The 26,215-nt window shown below is 69.3% G+C and carries 29 protein-coding genes; 13 read left to right on the forward strand and 16 right to left on the reverse strand.

Translation table 11 applies throughout. The annotated features are described in order from the left end of the window. Positions 1–44: 44 nt before the first annotated feature. The 9 genes from AMYBE_RS0136405 to AMYBE_RS0136445 form a co-directional block, all read right to left on the reverse strand. Entirely contained in the window at positions 45–644 is a 600-nt protein-coding gene (locus AMYBE_RS0136405) for a DUF4190 domain-containing protein (RefSeq protein WP_020664323.1), read from the reverse strand. A 57-nt stretch (positions 645–701) separates the two neighbouring features. Next, a complete protein-coding gene (locus tag AMYBE_RS42995; RefSeq protein WP_020664324.1) occupies positions 702–1,289 on the reverse strand; it encodes a helix-turn-helix domain-containing protein in 588 nt (195 codons plus the stop codon). Between the two features lie 59 nt (positions 1,290–1,348). Continuing rightward, positions 1,349–2,674, reverse strand: a complete 1,326-nt coding sequence (locus AMYBE_RS0136415; protein WP_020664325.1) for an MFS transporter — start codon at positions 2,672–2,674, stop codon at positions 1,349–1,351. 174 nt (positions 2,675–2,848) lie between these two features. Then, positions 2,849–3,805: a PDR/VanB family oxidoreductase gene (locus AMYBE_RS0136420; protein WP_020664326.1), complete on the reverse strand. Its 957-nt coding sequence runs from the start codon at positions 3,803–3,805 to the stop codon at positions 2,849–2,851. A 26-nt stretch (positions 3,806–3,831) separates the two neighbouring features. After that, a complete protein-coding gene (locus AMYBE_RS0136425) occupies positions 3,832–4,575 on the reverse strand; it encodes an SDR family NAD(P)-dependent oxidoreductase (protein WP_020664327.1) in 744 nt (247 codons plus the stop codon). Then, entirely contained in the window at positions 4,572–5,075 is a 504-nt protein-coding gene (locus AMYBE_RS0136430) for an aromatic-ring-hydroxylating dioxygenase subunit beta (RefSeq protein WP_020664328.1), read from the reverse strand. The genes AMYBE_RS0136425 and AMYBE_RS0136430 overlap by 4 nt, the downstream gene beginning before the upstream one ends. Next, positions 5,068–6,336: an aromatic ring-hydroxylating oxygenase subunit alpha gene (locus AMYBE_RS0136435; RefSeq protein WP_020664329.1), complete on the reverse strand. Its 1,269-nt coding sequence runs from the start codon at positions 6,334–6,336 to the stop codon at positions 5,068–5,070. The genes AMYBE_RS0136430 and AMYBE_RS0136435 overlap by 8 nt, the downstream gene beginning before the upstream one ends. Positions 6,337–6,348: 12 nt before the next feature. Next, a complete protein-coding gene (locus tag AMYBE_RS0136440) occupies positions 6,349–6,729 on the reverse strand; it encodes a hypothetical protein (protein WP_020664330.1) in 381 nt (126 codons plus the stop codon). A 31-nt stretch (positions 6,730–6,760) separates the two neighbouring features. Next, complete coding sequence (locus tag AMYBE_RS0136445) at positions 6,761–7,882, reverse strand: acyl-CoA dehydrogenase family protein (RefSeq protein WP_020664331.1); 1,122 nt, start codon at positions 7,880–7,882, stop codon at positions 6,761–6,763. Positions 7,883–8,020: 138 nt separating this feature from the next. Here AMYBE_RS0136445 and AMYBE_RS0136450 point away from each other — a divergent pair, with 138 nt between their 5' ends. From AMYBE_RS0136450 to AMYBE_RS0136465, 4 genes are all read left to right on the forward strand, one after another. Continuing rightward, a complete protein-coding gene (locus tag AMYBE_RS0136450) occupies positions 8,021–9,478 on the forward strand; it encodes a PAS domain-containing sensor histidine kinase (RefSeq protein ID WP_020664332.1) in 1,458 nt (485 codons plus the stop codon). 104 nt (positions 9,479–9,582) lie between these two features. Further along, complete coding sequence (locus AMYBE_RS0136455; RefSeq protein ID WP_020664333.1) at positions 9,583–10,080, forward strand: flavin reductase; 498 nt, start codon at positions 9,583–9,585, stop codon at positions 10,078–10,080. 24 nt (positions 10,081–10,104) lie between these two features. Beyond that, positions 10,105–10,353: a hypothetical protein gene (locus AMYBE_RS0136460; RefSeq protein WP_020664334.1), complete on the forward strand. Its 249-nt coding sequence runs from the start codon at positions 10,105–10,107 to the stop codon at positions 10,351–10,353. Continuing rightward, entirely contained in the window at positions 10,350–11,573 is a 1,224-nt protein-coding gene (locus AMYBE_RS0136465) for an amidase (protein ID WP_020664335.1), read from the forward strand. The genes AMYBE_RS0136460 and AMYBE_RS0136465 overlap by 4 nt, the downstream gene beginning before the upstream one ends. Before the next feature lie 168 nt (positions 11,574–11,741). On the opposite strand, the gene AMYBE_RS0136470 is transcribed toward AMYBE_RS0136465, so the two are convergent. Further along, a complete protein-coding gene (locus AMYBE_RS0136470; RefSeq protein WP_020664336.1) occupies positions 11,742–12,356 on the reverse strand; it encodes a response regulator transcription factor in 615 nt (204 codons plus the stop codon). Then, a complete protein-coding gene (locus AMYBE_RS0136475; RefSeq protein ID WP_020664337.1) occupies positions 12,353–12,943 on the reverse strand; it encodes a nuclear transport factor 2 family protein in 591 nt (196 codons plus the stop codon). Before AMYBE_RS0136475 ends, AMYBE_RS0136470 begins: the two co-directional genes overlap by 4 nt. Before the next feature lie 287 nt (positions 12,944–13,230). Here AMYBE_RS0136475 and AMYBE_RS0136480 point away from each other — a divergent pair, with 287 nt between their 5' ends. Then, positions 13,231–13,776: a TetR/AcrR family transcriptional regulator gene (locus AMYBE_RS0136480; protein WP_020664338.1), complete on the forward strand. Its 546-nt coding sequence runs from the start codon at positions 13,231–13,233 to the stop codon at positions 13,774–13,776. Positions 13,777–14,260: 484 nt separating this feature from the next. Here the strand turns inward: AMYBE_RS0136480 and AMYBE_RS0136485 are convergent, their stop codons facing one another. Next, positions 14,261–14,473, reverse strand: coding sequence for a hypothetical protein (locus tag AMYBE_RS0136485; protein WP_020664339.1), 213 nt, complete (start codon positions 14,471–14,473; stop codon positions 14,261–14,263). A 462-nt stretch (positions 14,474–14,935) separates the two neighbouring features. Between AMYBE_RS0136485 and AMYBE_RS0136490 the strand changes: the two genes are divergently transcribed. After that, a complete protein-coding gene (locus AMYBE_RS0136490) occupies positions 14,936–15,490 on the forward strand; it encodes a hypothetical protein (protein WP_020664340.1) in 555 nt (184 codons plus the stop codon). 18 nt (positions 15,491–15,508) lie between these two features. On the opposite strand, the gene AMYBE_RS0136495 is transcribed toward AMYBE_RS0136490, so the two are convergent. Both AMYBE_RS0136495 and AMYBE_RS0136500 read right to left on the reverse strand, forming a co-directional pair. Beyond that, positions 15,509–16,333 (reverse strand): acyl-CoA thioesterase, encoded by an 825-nt coding sequence (locus tag AMYBE_RS0136495; protein ID WP_020664341.1) that lies wholly within the window; start codon positions 16,331–16,333, stop codon positions 15,509–15,511. A gap of 21 nt (positions 16,334–16,354) precedes the next feature. After that, positions 16,355–17,083 carry an alpha/beta fold hydrolase gene (locus AMYBE_RS0136500; protein WP_020664342.1) on the reverse strand — a complete coding sequence of 243 codons (729 nt, stop codon included), beginning with the start codon at positions 17,081–17,083 and terminating at the stop codon, positions 16,355–16,357. Positions 17,084–17,130: 47 nt separating this feature from the next. On the opposite strand from AMYBE_RS0136500, the gene AMYBE_RS0136505 reads away from it, so the two are divergent. Next, entirely contained in the window at positions 17,131–18,402 is a 1,272-nt protein-coding gene (locus AMYBE_RS0136505; RefSeq protein ID WP_020664343.1) for a cytochrome P450, read from the forward strand. 31 nt (positions 18,403–18,433) lie between these two features. Here AMYBE_RS0136505 and AMYBE_RS0136510 read toward each other — a convergent pair whose 3' ends face one another. Further along, on the reverse strand, positions 18,434–19,414 hold the full coding sequence (locus AMYBE_RS0136510; RefSeq protein WP_020664344.1) for a small ribosomal subunit Rsm22 family protein: 981 nt from the start codon (positions 19,412–19,414) through the stop codon (positions 18,434–18,436). A gap of 153 nt (positions 19,415–19,567) precedes the next feature. Here AMYBE_RS0136510 and AMYBE_RS0136515 point away from each other — a divergent pair, with 153 nt between their 5' ends. The 3 genes from AMYBE_RS0136515 to AMYBE_RS0136525 are packed head-to-tail and all read left to right on the forward strand — an operon-like array spanning position 19,568 to position 21,681. Then, on the forward strand, positions 19,568–19,996 hold the full coding sequence (locus AMYBE_RS0136515; RefSeq protein ID WP_020664345.1) for a YciI family protein: 429 nt from the start codon (positions 19,568–19,570) through the stop codon (positions 19,994–19,996). After that, complete coding sequence (locus tag AMYBE_RS0136520) at positions 19,993–20,349, forward strand: YciI family protein (protein ID WP_020664346.1); 357 nt, start codon at positions 19,993–19,995, stop codon at positions 20,347–20,349. The genes AMYBE_RS0136515 and AMYBE_RS0136520 overlap by 4 nt, the downstream gene beginning before the upstream one ends. 54 nt (positions 20,350–20,403) lie before the next feature. Then, a complete protein-coding gene (locus AMYBE_RS0136525) occupies positions 20,404–21,681 on the forward strand; it encodes an RNA polymerase sigma factor (RefSeq protein ID WP_027928397.1) in 1,278 nt (425 codons plus the stop codon). A 181-nt stretch (positions 21,682–21,862) separates the two neighbouring features. Here the strand turns inward: AMYBE_RS0136525 and AMYBE_RS0136530 are convergent, their stop codons facing one another. After that, positions 21,863–22,639, reverse strand: coding sequence for an IclR family transcriptional regulator domain-containing protein (locus AMYBE_RS0136530; protein WP_027928398.1), 777 nt, complete (start codon positions 22,637–22,639; stop codon positions 21,863–21,865). Between the two features lie 245 nt (positions 22,640–22,884). Here AMYBE_RS0136530 and AMYBE_RS0136535 point away from each other — a divergent pair, with 245 nt between their 5' ends. The 3 genes from AMYBE_RS0136535 to AMYBE_RS0136545 all read left to right on the forward strand — a co-directional run bounded on the left by AMYBE_RS0136535 (position 22,885) and on the right by AMYBE_RS0136545 (position 26,214). Further along, complete coding sequence (locus AMYBE_RS0136535) at positions 22,885–24,111, forward strand: MurT ligase domain-containing protein (RefSeq protein WP_020664349.1); 1,227 nt, start codon at positions 22,885–22,887, stop codon at positions 24,109–24,111. Beyond that, positions 24,104–24,811 carry a type 1 glutamine amidotransferase gene (locus AMYBE_RS0136540; RefSeq protein WP_020664350.1) on the forward strand — a complete coding sequence of 236 codons (708 nt, stop codon included), beginning with the start codon at positions 24,104–24,106 and terminating at the stop codon, positions 24,809–24,811. The genes AMYBE_RS0136535 and AMYBE_RS0136540 overlap by 8 nt, the downstream gene beginning before the upstream one ends. Before the next feature lie 80 nt (positions 24,812–24,891). After that, the gene (locus AMYBE_RS0136545; protein WP_245573326.1) at positions 24,892–26,214 is read left to right on the forward strand and encodes a HAMP domain-containing sensor histidine kinase; all 1,323 of its coding nucleotides are present in this window, start codon (positions 24,892–24,894) and stop codon (positions 26,212–26,214) included. Position 26,215 lies beyond the last annotated feature (1 nt).

Here is a 26,215-nt window from a genome sequence, read left to right on the forward strand (position 1 = left end):
TTCCTCTTGGCGGTGGGGAGACTTCTCCGCCGCAGAGTAGAGGGTCAGAACCCGTCGCAGGACGCGGTGGCGTAGGCACCGGACGCTTTCGAGGTCTTTGTTTCCTTGCCGTCCACGACGACCTTGCAGGTCACGTCGCCGCCGTTAGCGCCGGTGGAGACGGTCAGAGTGCCGCCTTTGAACAGGCCCTTGGTGGAGAGATCCTTCGACCAGGGCAGCGTTTTGGGCTGTTCCTGGCTGGTCGACATGCCGTTGTCGCCGAGGGTGGTGTAAGTGATCGACGCGTCGGTGGCGGTGCCGGTGACCTCGTAATGCACGGTCACCGTGCGGTTCGCTTCGTTGTTGACGTCGTTGACCGCCTTGGTGACCACGGTCGCCCACACGATGGCGATGATCAGGCCGATCACGGAAAGCACGAGACCGGCGATGGAAAGCCCTTGGTTCGTCGCTTTGCCGGAGCGGGCCCGTGCGAAGCCGATCGCGGAGAAGACGATGCCGAGGATCACCAGCGGCCAAGCGACGACGCCGATGATCGGAATGAACGAAAAGATCAATCCCACCAGGCCCAGCACGAATCCGGCGGTGCCGAGTCCGTTCTTCGGAGCGGTGGGCTGGGGCGCGGGTGGATACTCAGGGGCGGACATTGCGGGCCTTTCGGGATCGATTGTGCGAGGGGAAGGTCGCACCGATCGCGAAAAGTGTTACGGGGCTGCTCCGTCCGGGTCGTGGCGCGGTTCCACCTGGGCACGTTCCCCTCGCAGTCCGAACAGGATCAACAGCTCCACTGGACCGCCGTCGGCCGAGCCGAGCCAATGCGGTTCCGTCGCGTCGAATTCCGCCGCTTCACCGGGCGGAATCGTCAGGTCCCGGGTGCCAACGATCAACCGCAGGCGGCCGTTCATGACGAAGAGCCATTCGTAGCCGTGGTGAGTCTGCAAAGACGGCTCGGACGGGCCGGGGATGAGCAATTTGTACGCGTGGATGCCGCCCGGCCGGCGGGTCAGCGGCACGTACGTCATTCCATGGCGGTGGATCGGCCGTAAATGGACGCGCGGGTCGCCCGCCCGCGGAGCGCCGACCAGATCGTCCAGCGGGACGTCGTAGGTCTGCGACAGCAGGAGCAGCAACTCCAGGTTCGCGCGACGCTGCCCGTTCTCCAGTCGCGACAAAGTGCTTTCCGAGATGCCGGTCGCAGCGGACAACTCGGCCAGGGTCAGGCCGCGGCGGGTGCGCAAGGCCTTCAGGCGGGGGCCGACCGCGTCCAGGACGTCGTTGATGGTGCGCGTCACCCGGCCAGTCTTGCCGAAAACGCCCGTGAGCGCCGGGACCGGTGCTCACGGGCGACCGGTCAGCCGACCAGCTCGCGGGACGGTTCGGCGGCTCGCCGAGCCGGCGCGGTTTCCGGCAGGAGCAGCAGGCAGATCAGGCTCACTACCAGCAGCGCGGCCAGGTAGTAGCCGACCGCGAGGGCGTCGCCGGTGGCGGCCACGATGCGGTTCGCGATCATCGGGGACAGGCCGCCGCCGAGAACCGCGCCGACGTGATAGCCCACGCCAAGACCGGATTGGCGCTGTTCGCGCGGGAACAGCTCGGCGAACCAGGTGTACATCGGGCCGAACAGGATGCCGGTCGCGGTGAAGCCGAGCACCAGCGCGACGAATACCGACGTGATGGTGCCCGCCGAGGCGATTGGGAACATCGCCAGCGCGGCGGCGATCGACAGGACCGAGCCGGTGAGCATGACCGGCTTGCGGCCGATCCGGTCGGACAGCCAGGCGGACCCGACGTTCGCGGCGGCGTGCAGCAGCAGGGCGACCGTCGAAATGGTGACGATCGGGGCACGTGGCAGGCCGAGTCCCTCCGGGGCGGCGGCGGTCGCGTAGGAAAGCATGAACGTCACCAAGGCGAACGTGCACGCGGTGAGGCCCAGGTTCGCGCCGGCGATCAGCAGCAGCCGCCGCCAATGCGAACGCAGAACGTCCGCCAGCGGCTTCTTCGCGCGGGTTTCCGAGGCGGCCATTTCCTGGAATTCCGGGCTTTCCGAAACGCCGCGGCGGATCCAGATGCCGATCGCCAGCACGACGCCGCCGGCCAGGAACGGCAAACGCCAGCCCCAGCTCATGACGTCCTTGTCCGGCAGCAAAAGAACGAGCGCGAACGCCAGATTCGCCAGTACCACGCCGATCGGGGAACCGAGCGCGACGAACGAACCGTACAAGCCGCGTCGTCTTTCCGGAGCGTGCTCGACGGCGAATACCGCCGCGCCGGCGCTTTCCCCGCCGCGAGCGGCGCCGTGCAGCAAGCGCAGGCCGACCAGCAGCAGCGGCGCGGCGATGCCGATCACCGCGTACGGCGGGAGGACGCCCATGCCTAGGGTGGCGAAACCCATCAGCAGGAAGGCCGCGTACAGCGCGGTCCGCCGGCCGCGGCGGTCGCCGAGCCAGCCGAAGAGCGCGGCGCCGAGCGGGGCCATCACGAAGCCGATCGCGAACGTCGCGAGACTCATGAAAGTGCCGAACCAGGCGTTGCCGGTCTTGAAGAAGACCGATCCGAACACCAGGGCGGCCGCGGTGCCGTAGATGGAGAAGTCGTACATTTCCAGGGAAGTGCCGACGCCGGCGGCGAAACCGAGCCGCAGCACGCCGGGGGAGTTCGCTTCGTCGCGTTTGGCCATGGCTGGCCTTTCGTCTGCTCGCGCCGAATGCGCGAAGTGGCCGGTGATAAGAAATTGGTGGGCACAGCTTAGGGAAAGTGTGAGCCAAGAGGCAAAGTCCAATTTCCGCCGGATTGATAAATAAAATCTATCAATAACTAGACGGAGCGGCCGGAATGGATTCCGGCCGCTCCGTCAGTACAGCTCGATCACCAGTTTTTCCGAGCGGGCGCGCGAGACGCACAGGGCCATCTGGTCGCCAGCTGCCTTGTCGCTGGCTGAAAGGCACTGGTCGCGGTGCTCCGGGATGCCTTCCAGCACGCCGGACACACACGACCCGCAAATGCCTTCCTCGCACGATTTGAACACCTCGATCCCGTTGTCTGTCAGCACCGAAAGGATCGATTTATCCGCCGGGATCTCGAACACCTCGCCGGTGTCGAGTTCGACGGTGAACGGCTGATCGCCGCTGGTGTCCACCTCGGCCGCGGTGAAATGTTCGACGTGCACCTGCGCTTCCCCGACCACCGGCGCGAACACGCCGATCACCTGGTCCATGAAACCTTCCGGACCGCAGGTGTACACGTGCGCGGCGGCACCGAGTCCAGCTGCCAGTTCCCGCAGCACCGCGGGTTGGTCCGCGCGCGGCACGCCGAAACGCAGCCGCACCCGGTCCCGGAATTCAACCCGCTCTTCCAGCAGTGAAACGAAAGCCGCCGACTCCCGGCTGCGTGCGAAGTAGTGCAACTCGAAATCCGCACCGTCCGCCTGCAGTTGATAAGCCAGACTCAGCAACGGAGTGACGCCGATGCCGCCCGCGACGAGCACGTGCCGGTCCGCCTCCGGAGCCAGCGAAAGCAGGTTCCGGGGCTCGCCGATTTCGAGCTTGTCGTCCTCCGAGACGGTGTGCAGCGCCGCCGAACCGCCGCGGGAATCGGGCTCCCGCTTCACCGCGATGAGCAACGACGCCGTGTCGTCCGGCCGCCCGCACAGCGAGTACTGGCGCAGGATCCCGGTCGGGCCGGTGACGTCGACGTGCGCACCGGCCGGGTGCGGGTCGAACGGCAGACCGTCGGCGCGGACGAGGCGAAGCGCCCGGATCCCCGGTGCTTCCTCGACGACCTCGGCTACCCGGACCACGGTGTTCGACATCGGCTCTCCGTTTCGGCGCAAGAGAATCAGCGCAAGTAAAGGCCGCCGTTGGCGTCCCAGCAGGCCCCGGTGACCGAGGCCGCGCCGGGCGAGGCGAGCAGCGACACCATCCGCGCGACGAACGCCGGATCGCCCAGCCGCCCGACGGGGATGTTCTTCGCGAAGGCTTCGAGGTTGTCCTCGCCGACGATCGACCGCACCATCGGGCTGTCCAGCGGTCCGGGCGACACCGAGTTCACCGTGACCCCGCGCGGGGCGAGTTCGCGGGCGAACACCTTCGTCGCGGACATGATCGCGCCCTTGGACGACGCGTAGTGCCCGCCGGTCGCGGTGCCGCCGTTCTGGCCGGCCAGCGACGCCATGTTCACGATCCGCCCGTAGCCCTGCTCGGCGAAGTACGTGCCGAACAGCTGGCAGGCGACGAACGTGCCGGTGAAGTTGACGGCCAGGACGGCGTCGAGTTCGTCCGGCGTGATTTCCATCAGCGGTCGCGCCTGTGTGCGGGCCGCGTTGTTGACCAGCACCTGGACGCTGCCGAAATCGCGGACGACATCGTCCTTCAGCTGTGCCAGCGCGGCACGGTCGCTCACGTCGACCGGGTAGCCGCGGCAACCGTCGAGTGCGGCCGCCAGCTGTTCGGCCGCGGCACCGTCGAGGTCGGCGATCGCGACGCGGTAGCCCTCGGCGTGCAACTGCCGGACGATTGCCTCGCCCAGTCCGTTGGCACCGCCGGTGACTACGGCGACGTGCCGCTCCGCCGGGGCGCTCACAGCAGGAACCCCGCCGCCGGAACGGCTTCGTCGCTGTTGACCAGCCGGATGACCTTCAACGCGATCCGGTCGCCGTCCGGGCTGTCGGGCGACAGCTGGATGCGGTGCACCAGATCCGCCGCCCACAGGTCGTGGTTGCCGCGCTTGTACGCGACCAAAGTCTGGGCAGACCGAAGCACCACCTCGGTGTCCGACACTGATTCCGGCACGAACCGCGCCACCGTGCGCACCGTGCGCGCGGAATCGACGGCGGCGATCGCGTACCCCTCGGTCATCCGCGCGATGCGCATCTGCCGCATCCGCGCGTCGTCGTAGACCATGTTCAGCGTGCCGGCGAAGTCGTCGGTGTCCCGGTCGATCGGGATGACGTAGATGCCGTCGTCGGTGAACAGCTTCTCCCAGGCGTGGTATTCGGTGCGATCGAGCAGTTCCGCCTCGCGGTTGACGAGGTCGACCGCGCGCGCGACCCGGGTGTCCGTGGTGGGGATGGTCTCAGTCATCGCCCATCATCTCCTTCCACTGGGCGTACGCGGCGCGCATGCCGGTTTCGTCGGTGACGTGCGAGGTCGGCCAGCCTTCGGCGCTGGCCTTCTCTCGCGCCAGCCCGCGGTTGACCAGGATCGGCAGGTCCGGTCCGCCGTGTGCGCCGCGCTGCACCCGGTCCCAGCCTTCGGCGTCGTCGGGCGTGCCGAACCCGAACGGGCCCTGGAAATGTTCGTGGATGCGCAGCCGTTCGCGGTTGACCACGTCCAGCTCCGGCGGTCCGTCCGGACCGATCGCGACGTGCTCGATCAGCGTCTCGTCCACCGAAATCGGCCGCAGGACGCGGAAGAACGCCGCGGACATCGACACGTTCGGGAACAGGTTCAGGTTGAATCCGGTTCCGTGCATGGCGCGGACCACCTTGCGCACCTGCGCCTCGTCCAGCGTCTTCGACAGCTCAGCCACCACGTGGTCGAACCGGGCCTGCAACGGTTCGACGCCGTCGTCGACGTCGAGGTCGGAGTGCTCCGGCACCATCTGCATGACGCTGTGCCCGTTGCCGAGCGAATGCGTGATCGCCGACGGGTCGGTCATGAACGACATCATGTCCGCCGTCTCCGAGTCCACCGATGCCATCCAAGACCGGTGCACGATCGGGAAGTGGTAGCCGTCGGTGGTGTTCTCCAGCTGGATCTTCCAGTTGCCGCGGAACTTGAACTGGTGCTTGCCCAGCACCTTGATCGGGTAGCCGCCGCCCTGCTTCATGAACCGGTCGATCCACAGCTTCGCGTCGCCGAGGAAGTCCTCCAGCGACTCGCCGTCCTCCGCGAAAGTCGCGAACACCATGCCGCCGTAGGACTCGGTGCGCAGTTTCTTCAGCGACAGCTCGCCCTTTTCCAGCACGCCCTCGTAGCCGTCCGGGTACGGGATGCCGCGCAGCTTGCCGTCGAGGCCGTAGCTCCACGCGTGGTACGGGCAGGTGAAGCCGTTGGCCTTGCCCTTCGGCTTCTCGCACAGGCTCGCGCCGCGGTGGCGGCAGCGGTTGAGCATCGTGTGCAGCGTGCCCTTGCGGTCGCGGGTGACGATCACCGGCTGGCGGCCGACATAAGTCGATTTGAAGTTGCCTGGCTCGGCCAGTTCGCTTTCGTGGGCGACCCACACCCAGGACCGCTCGAAGATCTGCGTCATCTCGCGTTCGAAGATCTCCGGGTCGGTGTACAGCCGGGCGGCGACGCGGTCGCTCTCGGCGTAGTCGGCCGGAGTGGTCTGCTCAGTCATGAGGTCTCCGGTTCAGTCGGGGAGTTCGACGTCTTCGCGGACGGTCAGCGGACGGCCGATCCGGGCTTCGATCTTGGCGAAGCGCCACAGCTTCACGCCGTTGCTGCCGACCTCGACAGTGCGCAGCAGGTTGCAGCCGGCCTTAACGGTCTCCTGGCTGTCGGCGTCGGCCAGGATGTAGCAGGTCCACGGCCAGCCGTCGGAGGGACCGACCAAGTGCGCGTCGTCGTCGATGTCGCCGATGAAAGTGATGCCGGGCAACGCTTTCAGCTGGTCCATCATGGATACGAACGACTGCCAGACATCGCCGATGGTGATGCCGTCGGCGGGCAGGTCGAAGAAGTTCTGGTTGATGCCGATGCAGAAAAGCACCCGCAGGGGCTGTGTGCTCACGCCTGGTCTCCTCGTCGTGGTGGGTGGCTGATCAGCGGAATCCGGGGCTGGTCGGCGGCTGTCCCAGGAGGACCGCGCCGGCGGCGTCGTGGATCGCCGGGCCCAGGAACGCATGCTGCTTGGGTACCAGTGCGTCGCCCTGAAGTCCACGCAGCGGATGCGTCGAGTAGATCGGGGCGGTGCCGGAGATCTCGACCAGCTTTGAGACCACTTCGGACGACACCTTCGCCAGGTGCGCCGAGGAAAGCCGCAGCTGCGCGTTCTGCTCGTCGGTCGCCTCGTCGCCGGCCAGGACGGTCTCCCAGACCTCGTGGCTGACCTCGTAGAACCAGGCGCGGGCGGACCGCAGAGCGGCCTCGGCCTCGGCGTATCCGATGCGGTAGTAGCCGCGGTCGGCGAGCTTCGGCGCGCCGGTCACGCCGGTGTAGCCAGCCCCGACCTTGCGGGCGTGGTCCAGTGCGGCGCGCGCGACGCCCGCGCCGACGACGGCGAGAACCTGTGCGGCGTAAGCGATCGTGGGGTAGCGGTAGAGCGGTTCGTCCACCGTGGGCGCTCCGCCGCGGATGAACGTCCATTCGCGCGGGACCTCGACGTCGCGCACGAGCAGGTCGAACGAACCGGTGCCGCGCATGCCGACGACGTCCCATTCCTGGACGATCTCGACCTGCTCCGGGCGCAGCAGCGCGGTGCGCGGCTTCCCGCCGGTCGTCTCGTCGCCCGGGATGCCGACCCCGAGAATGTCCGCGCCCATGCAGCCGCTGGCGAACTTCCAGCGCCCGTCGACGCGGAAACCGTTTTCGGTGGCCGGCGCGGGCTGGACCGGGAAGAGGCCGCCGGCGAACGCGACGTCCGGACCGCCGGAGTACAGCTCGGCCTGGGTCTCCAGCGGGAGCGCGGCGAGATAGATCAGCGACGAGCCGAAGCTGGCCACCCAGCCGGTCGAACCGTCCACAATGGAAATCTTCTCGATCAGCTCGAGGAACTGCGCGGGCGGCAGCGGCTCGCCGCCGAACTTGGCCGGCGTGCTCGCGCGGTAGAGGCCGAGCTGCTTGAGCCGGGCGACGAAGTCCCGCGGCACGTAACGCTGCTGCTGGAACTCGGCCTTGCGCTGGGCGAGCTCGGCGAGCACCTCCTCCAGGGTGACTTCGCTCATCGCATGCTCCTGTCGAACGCCGGTGCGGTCCCTGGAGACGGTACGAACGTCGCCGCCGCCCGGGAATTGGTAGTGCCTGAGCGGGCGTAGGGGATTTCTTCAGTGCGACGCTCCGGCCTGGGGCTTTACCCTGAGCCGATGGAGGCAGACCCGCGCGCGCCCGAGCTGACGACGAACGATTTCGTCGCGATGCTCAACGCCAGCCGTACCTGCGTGCTCGTCCACGACGGCGCGACGAAGAACATCCTGTGGGCCAACCCGGCCGCGTGCGAGATGCTCGAATGGAGCGTCACCGAGCTGCGGCCGCTGAAGGCGAACCACATGAGCAGCTCCGCGCAGCAGTACGACCGGGTGATCGGCCGGGCCTGGCTGCAGGAGGCGGCCGAGCACGGGGTCAGCCGGATCGAATGGCATTACCGCACGAAATCCGGCCGGGTGATCCCGACCGACGCGGTGGCCACCCGGGTCGAGCTGGAACAGGGCCCGGCGGTGATGGTGCAGTTCCGCGACATCGAACGCGAGCAGGAAATCGAGCGCGAGCTGCGGCTGACCACGTCCTGGGTGGACGCGCTGGCCCGGCACACGTCCGCGGTCGCGTTGATGCTTGACGCCTCGGGAGCGCTGCGGTTCGTCACCGATTCCGCGGTCGAGATGTTCGGCGCGACGCCGGACGAGCCGCTGGGCAGCCTCACCGACCACGCCGGCCTGCGCCTCGACGGCCGTCCGGCCGCCTGGGACGAGGTCCGCGAACGCGCCGCGCCGACCACCCAGGTACGGCTCGAAATCCAGGGCCGGGTGTGGCTGGAGGGTAGCGTCGAACGCCTTCGCGAGCCCGGCGGCGACGCGTTCCTGATGCTGCTGCACGACGTGTCCGAGCGGGTCCGCGGCGAGGTCCAGCGAGACCGGGAGCTGCACCGGGAGAACTACCTGGCGCGCTACACCGCGATGGGCGACATGGCGATGGCGATCGCGCACGAGCTGAGCCAGCCGCTCGCCGCGGCGGGCAACTTCCTGGCCGGGGCGCGGTCGCGCACGCTCGATTCGCCGCCGGTGGTGTACGGCATCGACAGCGCGGTCCGGCAGATCGAACGGGCCAGCCAGATCGTGTCGTCGGTGCGCGCGTTCGTCGGGCATCTGGAGCACGTCGAGCAGACCGCGGATCTCAACGAGATCGTCGAAGAATGCCTGTACTTCGTGCGGTTGCGCGCCGAGCCGGCCGCTGTGGACGTGGTGTTCGAGGTCTCCGCCGAGCCGGTGCCAGTGCGCTGCGAACGCGTCCTGACCGGCCAAGTCGTGCTGAACCTGTGCTTCAACGCGATCGAGGAAATGGCGCAGTGCCCGCCGCAGCGGCGCAAGCTGGTGCTCACGACGCGACGGGACGGCGGAACCGGCGTGGTGACGGTCGCCGATCGCGGCCGCGGCTTCCCGCGCAACCCGTTCGACGAGTCGTTCACGGCGAAGGAGCGCGGCAGCGGCATCGGACTGGCGCTCAGCCACCGCATCATCACCCGGCAGCACGGGACGATCTGGGCCGAACACCGGGCAGGCGGCGGTTCGCGGTTCGGCTTCGCACTGCCCGCGACCGGCCCGGGTTAGGAATTCTTCAGCTACGCCGGGGAAGTTCTCGATATCCGTGCCCGCGACGGCTTTGTACGGTCGAGACAGTCCCGGAAGTCCACCCGGCAGTCACAGGAGGAATCGTGTCCGAGCTGACCCGGACCCAACGCGAATTCCGCACCGCGATGGCCAACCTCTCCGCCGCCGTCAACGTAGTGACCACGGACGGCCCGCACGGGCTGGCCGGGATGACGGTGAGTGCCGCCTGCTCGGTCACCGACAGCCCGCCCACGGTGCTGGTCTGCGTCAACCGGTCGAGCCGGTCGCACGCGATCCTGGTGGGGAACGGGCGGGTGTGCGTCAACGTCCTCAGCCCTGGCCAGGAGGACCTGGCGATGCACTTCGCCGGCGCGACCAAGGTGCCGACCGCGGAACGGTTCTCCCAGCAGTGCTGGGACCTCGACAGCGAGGACGCCCCGGTGCTGCGCGGCGCGGCCGCCTCGCTCGTCGGCCGGATCGTCGCGGACCAGGAGCACGGGTCGCACTCGGTGCTCTTCGTTGAAATCGAGAAGGTGCTGACCGCGCCGGACAGCGGCGCGCTGGTGTACTTCCAGCGCCGGTTCCACGCGCTCAGCGCCTGACCTGAGGAGAGTTCCGTGGAGCGCATGACCCTGACCTGCTACAACGACACGCACGGCTATGGCTGGCGGCACGTCGATCTGTTCGTGCACGACGAGAACGGCCACGAGCTCGGCTGGGTGCACTGGCAGGCTCCCGCGGACGGCCCGGACGCCGCGGACGAGGCGACGGCGCGCGTCGAGCCGCTGCTGCGCCGGACGTCCGAGTGGCGGCACGCGGTCAGCGCGAGCGGCATGGACTACTGGACCGCCGACGCCGCCTGGACGCAGCCGTGACCGGCCCGTGGTCGCTGCGGACCCTCGTCGCGGATCTGACCGCCGGCCGCACCGCCCCGGAAGCGGTCTTGGCCGAGTCCCGCGCGCGGATCGCCGCGGCTTCTTACGATGCCTGGGTGGCCCCCGCCGCGGAGCCGATCTCGGCGGGCCCGCTGGCCGGAGTTCCGTTGGGCGTCAAGGACATCATCGACCTGGCCGGGGTCCCGACTCGCTGCGGCTCAGTGCTGCGCGCGGACGCGGAACCGGCCACCGCGGACGCTTCGATCGTGCGCGAATGGCGGCGCGCCGGCGCGACGCCGATCGGCAAGACCGTCACCACGGAATTCGCGTTTTTCGCTCCCGGCCCGACCGATAATCCGGCCGCACCCGGGCATACCCCAGGCGGCTCGTCGAGCGGGTCAGCTGCTGCCGTCGCGGCTGGTCACGTGCCGCTCGCGCTGGGCTCGCAGACGGCAGGCTCGGTCACCCGGCCCGCCGCGTTCTGCGGGGTCGCCTCGCTGGTGATGACCCGCGGCCGGTTCCCGGTCGACGGAGTCGCCGGGCTGAGCCCGAGCCTGGACAGCCACGGCATGTTCACCGCGACCGTTTCCGATCTGGCGCTGGCCTGGTCCGCGCTGTCCGGCACGCCGGAAGCCGCGCCGCCGCGGTCTCTGCGGGTGCTGGTCAACGACGCGCCGTCCTTCGACGTGAGCGCATCGATGAAGACGGCGCTCGCCTCAGCGATCGCTCGGCTGCGAGCCGGCGGCGTGGTCGTAGACGAGTTCCCCGATGCGGCGTTGGTCCCCGCGTTGACCACAGCACATCCGGTGGTGATGGCTTACGAGGCGGCTCGGGAACGGTCCGTCGAGCTGGCCTCGGCGGACCGGTTGAGCGCACCGCTGGCCGGGTTGCTGCGTAGTGGCGCGGCCCTGCCGCGTGCCGAGTACGAGGCAGCGCTTGACGCGGTGGCCTCGGGCGGCGACCGGCTGGCGGAGCTGATGGACGGGTACGACGCAGTACTCACCCCGGCTGCGCTGGGGGCGGCACCGGAAGGCCTGGCCGCCACCGGAGATCCGGTGCTGAGCCGGGCTTGGCAGGCGCTGGGCTTGCCGGTGGTCGCGATCCCGGCGATGCGGGACGAGGCCGGCTTGCCGTTGGGGCTGCAGCTGGTCGGACGGGCTGGGGACGAAACGGAGTTGTTGGCCGCTGGCTGCCGAGTAGAGGCTGCGCTGCGGGGGTAAGCCGCAGGGCGTTCGGATGGTGCCGACGGTCGTCCGCTGTCCCGCTCGGCTGCTCTGCCGCGCTAGGTCTCGCGTCGTTGCGCTAGCCCCTGTGCCATCGCGCTGGTCTCGGGCTGCCTCGCTAGTCCCTGCGCCGTCGTGCGGTTTCCTCAGCGCGGTTCCCGTCCTTCAGATCGTGACCCGGTGCGTGAGAATGTCCCGGACCAGCGTCCCGAGGCTGTCGGCGGCGGTCTTGGCCTTGATCCGGGCCCGGTGCACGTCGACGGTCTTCACGCTGGTGCCGAGCCGATGTGCGATGGCCTGGCTGGGCATCCCGTCGACGACCAGCCGGAGCACTTCGCGTTCGCGCTGGGTCAGCGTGTCGAGCCGGACCCGGACCGCCTGGCGCTCGGCGTGCTCGGCGAACCGGCGGCCGGCCTCGATGAGCTGGGTCTGGACCACCTCGACCATGCGCTGGGCCTGGTAGGGCTTCTCCAGGAAGTCGACCGCGCCGGCGTTGAGCGCGCGGACGGACATCGGGATGTCGCCGTGCGCGGAGCAGAAGATCAGCGGGGCCGGACAGCCGAGTTCGGTGAGCTTTTCCTGGAGCTGGAAGCCGCTGATCGCGGGCATCCGCACGTCGACGATGACGACGGCCGGCTCGGCCGGATCGAACTCGTCGAGGAACGTCTGGGCGTCCGGGTAGGTCAGCGCCTGCACCCCGACGCTTTCCAGCAGGAAAACCAGGGACTGGCGCAGGTCTTCGTCGTCGTCCACGACGTGGACCACCGGATCGGTGCTCACGGCTTCATCAGCACCGAGGCCGAGGGATAGTCGCTGGCCCAGCCCTCGGGCAGCGGCGCGATGAAGACGTTCTCGGTGCGGGTGCGCGTGATCCGCCAGCCCTCGGGTTCGCGGCGGAACGCGTTGTTGAGCCGCGAGGAGCGCAGGAGTGCCTTGCCGTCGGAGAACAGCCACGGCTGCATGTGGATCCACTGCCCGGTGGCATGGTCGCCATCGACCTGGATCTGCTCGGACGTCAGGTAATGCGCGTTGAGCAGCAGCTCGGGATCCTTTTTCTCGCCCCAGAACCGCTGGAAGTGCTCCCGGATCGCGGCAGCGCCCTCGGCCCGGCCGAACTGCCCGTCGTAGTACTCGCCGACGCCTTCCCAAACCGCGTCCTCGGCGTAGAGGGCCATGATCGCCTCGATCCGCTCGGCGTCGTCCGCCACGCCGAATTCCGGGCAGGGAGTGTCACAAAGGAACAGATAGCGCGCCTGCAGCCGCCGGATGTCCGCCTCGGCCTCCAGCGTCCCGACCCGCCGCACCAGCCCCGCGACAGTTTCTTCGAGCGCGGCGATCCGCAGCTGGTCAGGTGTTTCGGTCTGCATCGGGTTCCTCACCAGGGGAGAGTGACGGGCGTCGCTTCGGTGCCGGGCTGGCCTTTCGCTGAGGTTTTCGGCCCGCCCACAGGGTAACGGTCCCGTCGCGAATGATCACTGGGCGCGGACACCGCCCCCAGCCTCTGCCCTGGTCGGAAGCATTGTCAATCGGTTCGGCGCAGTTATGCGCGGCATGTTTCAGCGGACGGGCGCGGGTTATGAATCGGTTTACCGCAGCCGGAGCGCTAGCGTTGCGTCATGTGTGTTTCCACTGGTGCCGAGACCTGGGGCCGGCGATGAGCCAGGCCCGGCGGGCAGACGCACGGGAGAACCGGGAGCGGATCGTCGAGATCGCCCGCGAGGCAGTCGCGGGCGAAGGCGAACTGCGACTGAACGCGGTGGCGAAGCTGGCCGGCGTCGGCCAGGGCACGCTGTACCGGCATTTCCCCACGCGCGAGGACTTGCTGGCCGAGGTGTACCGGCAGGAAGTCGACGAGCTGGTCGCGCTGGCCCCGGAACTGCTGGCCGCGCACGAGCCGGTCGAGGCGCTGTCGCGATGGTTCGACCGGATCATCGAGTACGCCCGGGTGAAGCGCGGAGTATTCGCCGCGTTGGAGACGGCGGTGTGGAAAGACCTGTCCGAGCGGAGCCACGGCCCGCTGGGCGACGCGGTAACGCTGCTTCTCGACGCGGGGAAGGACGCCGGAACGGTTCGCCCCGGCGTCGATGCGCGGGATCTGTTTATTCTGATGGGCTACCTGACGCGGCTGGACGAGGACGAGTGGGACCCGCGTGCGCGGCATCTGCTGGACGTCCTGCTCAATGGCATCCGGACGCGGTGATTCGAGCGGTTTTGGCTACCGGGCAATGAAATCGGTCGCTGGATCGGGTGCGGACCGGCCTGGCGACTGAGGAACTGCCGAGATTGCCGGGTGCCAGGTGCCGGGTTGCGGAGACCGGGTGCTGGGCCTGTCTGCTGGGTGGTGGGTTGCGGATGCCGGGTGTTGGGCCTGTCTGCCCGGTGCCGACATTGCTGGGTGCAGGGCCTGGCTGCTGAGGGATCGCAGGCGGGGTGATTCCGTGGGTTGCTGGGTTTGTTGCCGGGCCTGGCTGTTATCCATTGGCCGGGCAGCTCATCGCCGGACCTGTCCGAAGTCGGCGGCCGCGAACCCGCGGCGGAGAATCCTCGGCGGAGAATCCTCGAAAACCGGCACGAGCCCCCCGCGCTGAGGCACTGTCCATAATAGACGGGCTGCTCGCGCGGTGCGGCCGACCCGGTCCTCCCCTTGAACTTTTCCCCAGTAGCAGCGGGGCCGGATTCCCCGGCTAGGAAGCGACAGCCAGGCGGACCCGGCGATCGCGGGCGTACGAGACCAGCTCGCGCACCTCGTCGGTGGTGATGATGCGGACCGCGTTCTCCCCGACCTCCGCCGTGGCGACCTGCAGCGGCCAGGAACGCAGGCCGGGCGCGGGTTCGTGCCAGAACCACTGGCCTTGGGAGAGGTCTTCGGCGGCGACGGTTCGTTCGTCGTTGTTCATGCCCGCAGCCTAACCGGGACCACCGACAGAAAATTGCTCTACCGGACTTTCCGGGGGAACCTGGCGGGGCCACCAACGAGTGAATCCCGGTTCGCGGATGATTCACGCTGGTCGGGCGGTCGCGGGCTAGTGGGCGGGTGGTGTGGGTCACGTGAAGATGCCTGCCGGCGGACCGAATCCAGAGTTCGCGGCTCGCGTTGTCGCGCCGGAAATTCGGCGTGCGAAGCGGGTGAATGACCGGCTCATGCGAGCTGGCTCCGGAGGGGGAAACATCGGCAACGGCTCCGGCGCCCCGTCCTCGGCGGAGAAGCGGCAGTGCTTCGTGGGACCACCGCTTTCGCCCCGCTGACCAGCCAGCTTCCGGCCCAGCGGCAGTCGGATTTTGCACGGCTCGGCGGCCTGGCCTAGGCTTCGCCGGTCACCGCACACACCGGGGGTTTCCGGACGAGAGGAACGGTGCGAATGGCTTCGCGTGACCCCGAGGCGTACCGCGACATCGATTTGCCGTCGATCATCCGGATGGAACGGCGGCTTCCCTGGTACGGCTGGCCGCATCTGCCACTGGGACTGCTGGTCTGCGTGGCCGCGATCCTCGCCGCCTACCGGGTTCCGGTTTCCTATCACCTCACCACCGCGCTGGTCGCGGGCGGCGGCGCCGTCGGCGGTTTTTCCGGGTACGGCTGCGGTCTGATCATGGTCAGCACGCCGGACCTCGTCCGCACCGGATCGCTGCACTGGCGGCGCACCCGCGTGCTGCGCGCGGTACTGATCGTGCTCGGCGGGTTGTCCGCGGCTTCGATGGTCGTCGTCGTGGTGTGTCACCTGGCCTTGCTGGCCGGATCGAGCGAGCAGCATCCGTTCCGGCTGTCCCCGCAGGCTGGGCTCTATCTGGCGCTCGTCGTCGCGAACACGGTGCTGGCTGGGCTGGAGGCGTGGCAGCTGTCCAAGATCCTGCGCACACCGGCCGCCGAGGCACTCCAGGAGCCGGCCGAGCCGGTGCGGGTCCGGCTCGGCTGACTGTCTGAATAGGACGCTTCAGCGCCGGCGCAGCAGGACTTCCTGGGTCACCGACGCGACCAGCCGGCCGTCGGTGGTGAAGAACTCGCCGTGGGTCAGGCCGCGGGTTCCGGCGAAGCTGGGACTTTCCATGTCGAACAGCAGCCACTCGTCGGCGCGGAACGAGCGGTGGAACCACACCGCGTGGTCCAGCGACGTCAGCTGCGGCTCGCCCGGGTCGGCGCGGTGCGGCAGCAGCGCGGTGCCGGCCAGCCGGATGTCGGAGATGTAAGTGAGCGCGCAGACATGCGCCAGCGGCGCGTCCGGCAGCGCGTCCTTCGCCCGCACCCAGATCCGCTGCCGCGGCCCGCGGCCGGTGTCGGGCAGGCCGGTTTCCGGGTCGCTCACGAACCGGACCTCGATCGCGGACAGCACGATCGGCGACCGGTCCTGTTCGACCGCGCCCGCTTCGTCGGGCGAGGGCGCTTCCGGCATGCGCGCTTGGTGCGCGCTGCTGTCCGCTTCGGTCTGGAACGACGCGGACAGGCTGAAGATGCTCTCGCCGTTCTGGATCGCGACCACCCGGCGCGTGGTGAACGAACCGCCGTCGCGGGTGCGCTCGACCTCGTAGATGATCGGCATGTCGGTGCGGCCGCCGCGGATGAAGTAGCCGTGCAGTGAGTGCACGTGCCGTTCGGCGGGCACGGTCGCCCCGGCCGCGGTGAGTGCTTGCGCCGCGACCTGGCCGCCGAACGCTCGCTGCGGGGAGCCCTGGTGACACCACCCTCGGAACAGGTTCAGTTCGAGCGGTTCGATCGTCAGCAGCTGGTCGAGCCCGGTCCGGGCCGGATCGATGGTCGTCACCCGGGCAGTCTAAGCGGCCGCTCAGCCTGCCCGCGGGGTGAGCAGCGCCGCGACCGCGGCGGGATCCTCGACGTGTGCGTTGTGCCCGAGCCCGGCCAGGACGACCGCGTCCGCGGTGAGTGCGTGCAGCTGCTCCGGCCGGGACATCGGATCGTTCTCGCCGGCGGCGAGGGTCACCGGACACCGCGCGTCCGCCAGCAGCCGCGGCATGTCCGGCGCGCCGACGCCGAACGCGGGCGAGTCCAGCGTCAGCCGCCAGCCGTCCGGGGTCTCGGTGATGCCGTCCGCGTCCGCCGGGGCCAAGCCGGTCAGCCCCGCGACCTTCAGGTACGCGGTTTCCGCCTCCTCTTGGGTGGTGAACAGCCGCGGCGGACGCGCCGCCATCGCGGCGGCCCGGGCCAGGTCGTCTTCGGTCCATTCGACCTTCACCCCGACGGCCAGCACGCTGCGCACGTCCAGCCCATAGCGACCGCTCGCCAGCTCCAGCGCGACGACACCGCCGAGCGAATGGCCCACGACCACGACCGGACCCGATTCGTCCAGTGCTTCGGCAACCGCTGCGGCGAGCGCCTCGAACGTGTACTCGGGCAGCCGCGGCGAACCGCCGTGCCCGGGCAGGTCCGGGATGAGCAGCCGACGGTCGAGCAGACCGGCCATGGCGTCCCAGACCGCGCCGGTGGAACCGAGCCCGTGCAGGAGCAGGACCGGCGGCTCGCCTTGACCGGTAATGCGCAGCTTCAGCTTTTCCACCAGACGGATCTTTCCGCAGGCGGTGGCCGAGGGGCTAGGGTCGGATCGTGTCGAGTGCTGCCATCGTCGATCCGGACACGTACCTGACGGGCGTGCCCCACCGCGTCCTCGCACAGCTGCGGCAGGAAACCCCGGTGACGCGGATCGGTGACTTCTGGGCCGTGCTCCGCCACGCCGATGTGCGGCAGGTGCTCCGCAACCCGGCGCTGTTCTCCTCGCAGCTCGGCGGAACTCAGATCCGGGACCCGGCGACGGCCGAGGACCTGCGCTACGTCCGGCGGATGATGCTCAACATGGACCCGCCCGAGCACGGCAGGCTGCGCGGGCTGCTCACGAAAGCATTCACGCCCCGCGCGGTCAGCCGGATTTCGGAGCGGATCGAAACCTGGGCACAAGATCTCGTCTCCGCGGTCGCTGACCGCGGAGAATGCGACTTCGCCAAGGACGTGGCCGCCGATCTGCCGTTGCTCACTCTCGCCGAGGTCTTCGGCGTGCCCGAGCAGGACCGCCGGCTGATGTTCGACTGGAGCAACCGGGTGATCGGCTACCAAGACGCCGAATACGCGGTGAGCGCGACGGTCCAGGCCAGCGATGTCACCGATCTCGCCCGCGGCGCCCTCGCGGTGCGCCCGGAGCCCGGCCCGGACGGCCAGATGCCGGACCCGCGCAGCCGAGCTGGCATGCCGGACCTCTACGCCTACGCGCACGCCCTCGGCGAGCACAAGCGCGCGCACCCGGGCGACGACGTGATGAGCAACCTGATGCAGTACGTCGACGACGACGGCGGACGGGTGTCGATCGAGGAATTCGAGAACCTGTTCTGGCTGTTTTCCGTGGCTGGAAACGAAACCCTGCGCAACGGCCTGCCGGGCGGGATGTTCGCGTTGCTCGAACATCCCGAGCAGTACCGGATGCTGCTGGCCGACCGGAGCCTTCTTCCCGGTGCGGTGGAAGAGATGTTGCGCTGGTGGACTCCGGTGATGAACTTTCGCCGCACTGCCGTCTCGGACACCCAGCTGTCCAATGTAGACATCAAGGCGGGGGACAAGGTGGTGGTGTGGTTCTCCTCCGCGAACCGGGACGAGGCGGTGTTCGCCGACCCGGACGCGTTCGACGTGACGCGCGCGCCGACCGAACATCTGACTTTCGGCCACGGCCCGCACTTCTGCCTTGGCTCGCACCTCGCCCGGATGCAGATGCGCGCCTTGTTCGAGGCGGTGTTCGATCAGCTGGGAGAGGTCCGGCTGGCTGGGGACGTGCGGCGGCTGCGGTCGAACTTCCAAAACGGCATCAAGAGCCTGCCCATCCGCTGGGGCTGAGGCCGCGGGCTGTTTTGCTGGCGTCTTGGCGTTACTCGACGCTCCAGGCGTCGCCCCACTCCGCGTCGCGGGCCGCGCGGTAGCGGACGCCGTGTCGTTTCGACACGACGGTGCCGGGCGCGAGCCCGTCGGCGGTGCACAGGTCGAGCTGGACGAACCCCTTGTGTTTGCGCGGATGCCGGATGATCCGGGCGGACGGACGGTCCACCGGCGCGGAAGTGGCTGCCACGTAGGAGAACTTTTCGTCTTCGAAACCGAGCGTGCCAGCCTTGATCCGGCGGTGCACGCCGCTGCGGGGCAGCCGGGCGGAGAAGTGGCACCAGTCTTCACCGGGCTTGATGGGGCAGGCGTCGTCGTGCGGGCACGGCGCGACGACGCTGCGCCCCATCCCGCGCAGCACTTCGCGCGCCTCGCGGACGCGCTCGAACCCGGCCGGGGTGCCGGGCTCGATGAGCACGACGGTGCCCGCCTTCGCGGCGAGCCACTGGACGACGTCCGCACGGCCGCTCTCGGGAAGCTCGCCGAGGACGTACGACAGTGTGACCAGGTCAGCCTCCGGTGCGGCGGACGCCGAATCCACCAGGCCGCGCTGCCAGGTCGTGTTCCGGACCGCGGGCTCGTCGGAGCTGGCCGCCAGCTTGCGACCCAACGCCAGCGCGGCAGCCACCTGCTCCAGCACGGTGCATTTTTCCAGCGACGGCCAGACGTCGGCCGCCGCCCACACCGCTGCTCCGGTGCCGCCGCCGACATCGACGTGAGTCTTCGGCGCGAAGCCGGGTGCGGCGGCAGCGACCTCGTCCAAGACCGCGCTGACCGCCGCGTAGGTGGCTGGCATCCGGTATCCGGCGTACGCGGCGACATCCAGCTCCGAGGCGAGGATCGGCGACGTTGCCGAGTCGCCTTGTCGATAGCGCTTGCTGAGCCGCTCGACGGCCTGCGCGAGCCGGGATTCGGGGAACCGGCCGAGCTCCTCGTCGAGGGCGGCGCGGAGAGAGTCGGGGAGGGCTGCCACGGAGAGTGATTATCCCATGCCCGATTTGTCCACCGAGCTTCGCCTGAACTGCTAGTTTCGCGGCGGGGAAAAAACTTTGCGGATCGTGTCGATCCGGCCGCCGCCCGTTCGACGCACCGGTGACAGCAAGCCACGAGCGAAGGGAATCCGAAGATGCGATTCATGGTGATCATGAAGGCCAGCGAAGAGAGCGAAGCCGGCCAGCTGCCGAGCACCGAGCTGCTCGCTGAGATGGGCAAGTTCAACGAGGAACTGGTGCGGGCCGGCGTGATGCTCGCAGGTGAGGGGCTGTCGCCCAGCTCCGAGGGGGCCCGGGTGAAGTTCTCCGGCGACAGCGCGCCGACCGTGGTCGACGGGCCGTTCGCCGAGACCAAGGAGCTGATCGCCGGGTTCTGGATCCTGCAGGTCCGTTCGCTGGCCGAGGCGGTCGAGTGGATCAAGCGCGTGCCCAACACCGACGGGGCGCACCACGAGATCGAGATCCGGCGGATCTTCGAGGCCGAGGACTTCGGGGACAACCTGACACCGGAGCTGCGCGAGGCCGAGCAGAAACTGCGTGCCGAGGCGGAGAACAACGCGTGAAATTCCTGGTCATGGTGAAGGCCAGCGAGGCGTCTGAGGCGGGAGAGCCGCCGAGCCCCGAACTGGCCGAGCAGATGGGCCGGTTCAACGAGGAGCTCGTCGCTTCCGGGCACTTCGTCCAGGCCGCCGGGCTCACCCCGAGTGCCGAGGGGGCCCGGCTGCTCTGGTTCGAGGGCGACCGCACTCCGCAGCTGGTCGACGGCCCGTTCGCGGAGACCAAGGAACTGGTCGCCGGCGTCTGGATCCTGCAGGGCGAGTCGGTCGCGGAGATCGTCGAGCTGATGAAGCGCGCTCCGAACCCGGACCGCCAGGCCGGCATCGTCGAGATCCGGCCGTTGTCCGCCGAGCTCTGACGGCGCGCCCGCCCGAGGGTTGCCTCGGGCGGGCCGGGGCGGTCTGATGGGGCGGTGGACACGCACGGTGCCGTAGAGGCCGTTTGGCGGATCGAGTCGGCTCGGGTGATCGCGGGTCTCGCGCGCATGGTGCGCGACGTGGGCCTGGCCGAGGAGCTGGCGCAGGACGCGCTCGTCGCCGCGCTCGAACAGTGGCCGGAGACCGGTGTGCCGCGCAATCCGGGTGCCTGGCTGATGACGATCGCGAAGCGGCGCGCGGTCGACCTGTTCCGCCGGAACGAGACGCTCGGCCGCAAGCTGGACGAGATCGGCCGGGCGCAGGAGCAGCTGGGCGAGGGTGTGCTGCCCGACTTGGACGCCGTGCTCGACGACGAGCACATCGAGGACGACCTGCTGCGCCTCGTGTTCACCGCCTGCCACCCGGTGCTGTCCACCCAAGCGCGGGTGGCGCTCACCCTGCGGATGCTCGGCGGGCTCACCACGGACGAGATCGCTCGCGCCTTCCTGGTGAAGGAATCCGCCGTCGCCCAGCGCATCGTGCGAGCGAAGAAGACGCTGGCCGATGCCAAGGTCCCGTTCGAGGTGCCGACCGGAGGCGAGCGCGTCGCGCGGGTCCCGGCGGTGCTCGAAGTGATCTATTTGATCTTCAACGAGGGTTACGCCGCTACCCGCGGCGACGACTGGATGCGGCCTGCCCTGTGCGAGGACGCGCTGCGCCTCGGCCGCGTGCTGGCCGGCCTGATGCCGGCCGAACCGGAGGTGCACGGACTGGTCGCGTTGATGGAGATCCAGGCGTCGCGTTCGGCCGCGCGCAGCGGCCCGAACGGCGAACCGGTGCTGCTCATGGACCAGAACCGCAGCCGCTGGGACCGGCTGCTGATCCAGCGCGGTCTCACCGCGCTGGCGCGCTCCGAAACGCTGGCGGACGGCACCTACGGGCCGTATTCGGCGCAGGCCGCGATCGCCGCCTGCCACGCCGTCGCGCTCACGCCGGAGGAGACCGACTGGGCCCGGATCGCCGCGCTCTACGCGGGGCTGGCGCAGCTCACTCCGTCTCCGGTGATCGAACTGAACCGGGCCGTCGCGGTGTCGATGGCCGAAGGTCCGGAAGCTGGGTTGGCGCTGGTAGACCGGTTGACGGAGGAGCCAGCGCTGAAGAACTACCACTTGCTGCCGAGCGTGCGCGGCGACTTCCTGTACAAGCTTGGCCGCCATGACGAGGCGCGCGCCGAGTTCGAGCGCGCCGCGACCATGACGGGCAATGCGCGGGAGCGCGCGCTGCTGCTGGAGCGCGCCGAGTCGTGTCGCAAACAGGAGGCCGGAATCGGGTAGCGGGCGGGCTGCGGACCTGAGGTTCATGCCCGCAACGGTCCGCCACCGGGCCGACAATTCCGGTCGTCCGCCCGGTCGATCCACAGGCTTATCCACAAGTCGACAAGCCTGTGGACAACTCATCGCCGCTGGTCAGCGCGTCGCCTGACCTGAGTTGTCCCCCGATGTGGTGAAGAGCCGGTCAGCGGTTCCGGACGTACCCCAGTCGCATCGACAACGCGGCCGCGGTACCGGCCACCGTCGCGCCCAGCTCGTCCGCCCGGCGCATCACCCGCGGGGCGGGCCCGGCCACGCTGATCGCCGCGATCGGACGGCCGGAGTGGTCCCGTACCGCCGCCGCGACGCAGCCGACGTCCGGCTCGTTCTCCAGGTCGTCCACCGCCCAGCCGCGGCGGCGGGTGCGGGCCAGCTCGTCCAGCAGCCGGACCGGGTCGTTGATGGTCTTGAGGGTGAGGTTGTCGAGCTTCATCCGGCGCACCCGTTCCACCCGGTCCGCCTCCGGCAGTGCGGCGAGCCAAGCCTTGCCCAGCGACGTGGCGTGCTGCGGACGGCGGGTGCCCAGCCGGCAGGTGAGGGTGACCGCGTTGGCGCTGCGTTCGGTGGCGACGTAGACCATCGCGTCGTTGTCCGGCACCGCGAGGTAGGTCGTCTCGCCGGAGCGCTCGGCCAGCGCGGTGAGGTACCGCGGCGCGCACCGGTGCAGGTCGGTCGCCGCCATCGCGCGGGCACCCAGTTCGACCAGCCGGGTGCCGAGCCGTACACGCCCGGTGACGCTGTCCGCCTCGAGGTACTCCAGCCGCTTGAGTGTGCCGACGATCCGGTACGCCGCGCTGCGCGACAGCCCCAGCTGCCGGGCCAGCGCATTGGTGGAAATCTCCTGGTGCTGGCCGACGTGTTCGAGCACCGCGAGTCCTCGCTCCAAGGTGCCACTTTGGTCTAGACCACGCGTTTCGTCCACGTCTGCCTCCGCCTGTTGACGCTGTGTTTCCCGGTCACCGGCTACTGGTGCCGTCAAGCGGGTTTGGACGCTAACACCTCCGATGTATTCGCGGAAGATCTTGACACTTGCCCGGCATTATGGGTGGTCAAGGGGGCTGGCGAATGGTTCAACCTCCGATCGGTAAGAATGCTTACGAAGGGTAGCGGAGACTGGAGTCACCCTCTCAGGGAATTCACAGCGTCCAAAGCGCACGGTTTGCCGTGATGTCCACTCGTCTGCGCACCCGGGCGTCGGTCGCCGCCGGGCGGCTGACCGCATGGTTCTCCCGTACCGCTCGGCTCGGCCGCGGCGGCGTCATCGGCGGCCGCGTCACCCTCCGTCTCGATCCGTCGGCGCTGCGCCGGCTCGGCAGGGATCGCACCGTCGTGATGATCACTGGCACCAACGGGAAGACCACCACCGCGCTGATGCTCGCCCGCGCGCTCGAAGCGCTGGCCGAGGTCGCGCACAACGGCGACGGCGCGAACATGCCGGACGGTGTGGTCGCCGCGCTGGCCGCCCATCCGGACGCGCCGTACGCGGTGCTGGAAGTCGACGAGACCTACGTTCCGTGGGTGGCCGAGCAGGTGCAGCCGGCCGCGCTGGTGCTGCTCAATCTCAGCCGGGACCAGCTGGATCGCGTCGGCGAGGTGCGGATGATGGAGCGCGATCTGCGCGCCGCGTTCGCCCGGCTGCCCCGTACCGTCGTGGTCGCGAACTGTGACGACGTCCTGGTCACCTCGGCCGCCTCGGCGGCTGCCCGGCCGGTCTGGGTCGGCACCGGACGGCGCTGGTCCGGCGATTCCGTTTCCTGCCCGCGCTGCGGCGGCGCGATCACCCACGCCGACCGCGAGTGGCGGTGCGCGGCCTGCGCGTTCGCCCGGCCGGAGCCGACCTGGTCGCTGGACGGCGACCTGGTCACCACTCCCGCTGGCCGCCGGGTGGATCTCGACCTGCGGCTGCCCGGCGAGGCCAACCGGGCGAACGCCGCGCTCGCGCTCGCCGCGGCGCACTGCGTCGGCGTGCCCCCGCACACGGCTGCCGCACGACTGCGCACGATCACCGACATCGGCGGCCGGTACCGGACGGTTCGCCGCACCCGGCATTCGGTGCGGCTGATGCTGGCGAAGAACCCGGCGGGCTGGGCCGAGACGCTGCGCGTGCTGGACGAAGACACCCCGGTGGTGGTGGCGGTCAACGCGCAGGAGGCGGACGGCCGCGATCTGTCGTGGCTCTGGGACGTGCACTTCGAACGGCTGCGCGGCCGTCAGGTCGTGGTGGCCGGCGAGCGGTCGGCTGATCTCGCGGTCCGCCTCTGCTACGCCGAGGTGCCGCACTGGTCGGTACCGGATCCGGTCAGCGCGATCGACACGCTGCCGCCTGGAGGGGTTGAACTGGTCGCCAACTACACCGCCTTCCGCGATCTGGTGGACCGGTTGCCCGATGTCTGATTCGACCGTCGGCATCGGGCTGCTGTTGCCCGAGGTGCTGGGCACGTACGGCGATTCCGGCAACGCGCAGGTGCTCTGCAAGCGGTTGCAATGGCGTGGCTACGACGCCGAGGTAGTGCCGGTCTCGCTCGACTCCGCCCTGCCCTCCGCTTTGGACTTGTACTTGATCGGCGGCGGCGAGGACATGGCGCAGGTACTGGCCGCGGACTTCCTGCGCGGCTCGCCGGGCCTGCGTCGTGCGGCCGACGAGGGCGCTCCGGTCTTCGGGGTGTGCGCCGGCCTGCAGATCCTGGGCACGAGCTTCCGCGGTGTCGACGGCGTCGACCATCCCGGGCTCGGGTTGCTCGATGTCGTCACCGCGCCCGCCGAGCAGCGGGCGGTGGCCGAGCTGGTGGTCCAGCCGGATCTGATCGACGCTCCGCTGACCGGGTTCGAGAACCACCAGGGCGCCAGCGTGGTCGGCCCGGGCAGCTCGCCGCTGGGCCGAGTCGTGCGAGGCACCGGCAACGGCGACGGCACCGAGGGCGCGGTCTCCGGCCACGTTCTCGGCACCTATCTGCACGGTCCGGCGCTCGCGCGCAATCCGGACCTGGCTGACCTGCTGCTCTCCTGGGTGCTCGGGCATTCGTTGAAGCCGCTGGAGCTGGCGGAAGTCGACACGTTGAGGTCGGAGCGGCTGGCTGCGCGCCGCCCGCGATGAGATCATTTTCGGATCGTTACGCTGCGTGCGTGAGACTCGTTGCTGCCGCTGGCGTCCGGATGCGGACCACCGGCGTCGCCGTGCTCGCGCTCGCGCTGGCCATCGCGACCGCGTGTGTGGTCGTCGTGCTGCTGCTGGACCAATCGCTCGACCGAAGCGTCACCGAGAGCGCGCGCAGCACCGCACGTCAGGTGGCGATCCAACTGGTGCGCGCGGGAGCGCGAGACCTGTCACCGAGCGACGTCGCGAGCACGGGCGACACCGAAGCGGTCACGCAGGTGCTCGGATCGCGAGGCACGCCTATCGCGAGCGACCCGGCTATCGTCGGCCGTCCGGCTCTCACGGACGCACGCCCCGCGCCGGGGCAAGAAGCCATCGAGACGTTGCCGCTCGGCCTCGACGGGGACGGCAGCGACTACCGCGTGGTCTCAGAAGGCGTGAACGGCCCCGGCGGGCCGTTCACCGTCATCTCGGCACGGTCCCTGGAACCGGTCACTGAAGCGTCTACGCGGCTCACGCTGCTGCTCGGCTTGATCTCGCTGCCTCTGCTCGGTATCGCTGGCTTCGCGGTGTATCGGTCGGTTGGCTCCGCACTGCGTCCGGTCGAGCGGATGCGTCGCACCGTCGCCGAGATCTCGACACGCGACCTCGCCTTGCGCGTACCGCTGCCGCCCGGCGGTGACGAGGTGCATCGGCTCGCTGTCACGCTGAACGAGATGCTCGAACGCCTGCGTTCCGCACAGGCCGCGCAACGCCGCTTTGTCGCCGACGCGAGCCATGAGCTGCGCTCGCCGCTTTCGACGATCAGTACCGCGCTGGACGTGTCGAGCCAGCATCCAGAGACCACCACCGAACTGGTGCCGGTCATTACCCGCGAGACCGCACGGCTGCGGGAACTGGTCGATGACCTGCTGATGCTTGCGCGCACTGACGACGCGACAGACCGTCCCGCGCGCACTGAGGTCGACTTGGACGACATCGTCCGCGCTGAAGCCGAACGCGTGCGCGCCGAAGCGCCAGTGGAGATCGAAGTACGCGCGGGCCCGGCAAAGGTGCGCGGCAGCGAGGCGCAGCTGCGTCGCGCCGTACGTAACCTCGTCGACAACGCGTGCGTACACGCCCGGGAGCGAGTCCGTATTGCGAGTTCGGTGCAGAATGGGATGGTCTTAGTAGAAGTGAGCGATGACGGTCCGGGAGTCGCAGAAGCCGACCGGGAGCGGGTGTTCGAGCGGTTCGTGCGGCTGGACGAGTCGCGCCGGCGCGGCGGGGCCGGGCTGGGCTTGTCGATCGTGGCCGGCATCGCGGCCCGGCACGGCGGCCGTGCCCGGTACGCCGAGGTGGCCGACTCGCGCTATCCCGGCGCGCACTTCGTGATCGAACTGCCCCGGATCGAGGAGGACTGAG

Source organism: Amycolatopsis benzoatilytica AK 16/65 (assembly GCF_000383915.1).
GTDB lineage: Bacteria > Actinomycetota > Actinomycetes > Mycobacteriales > Pseudonocardiaceae > Amycolatopsis > Amycolatopsis benzoatilytica.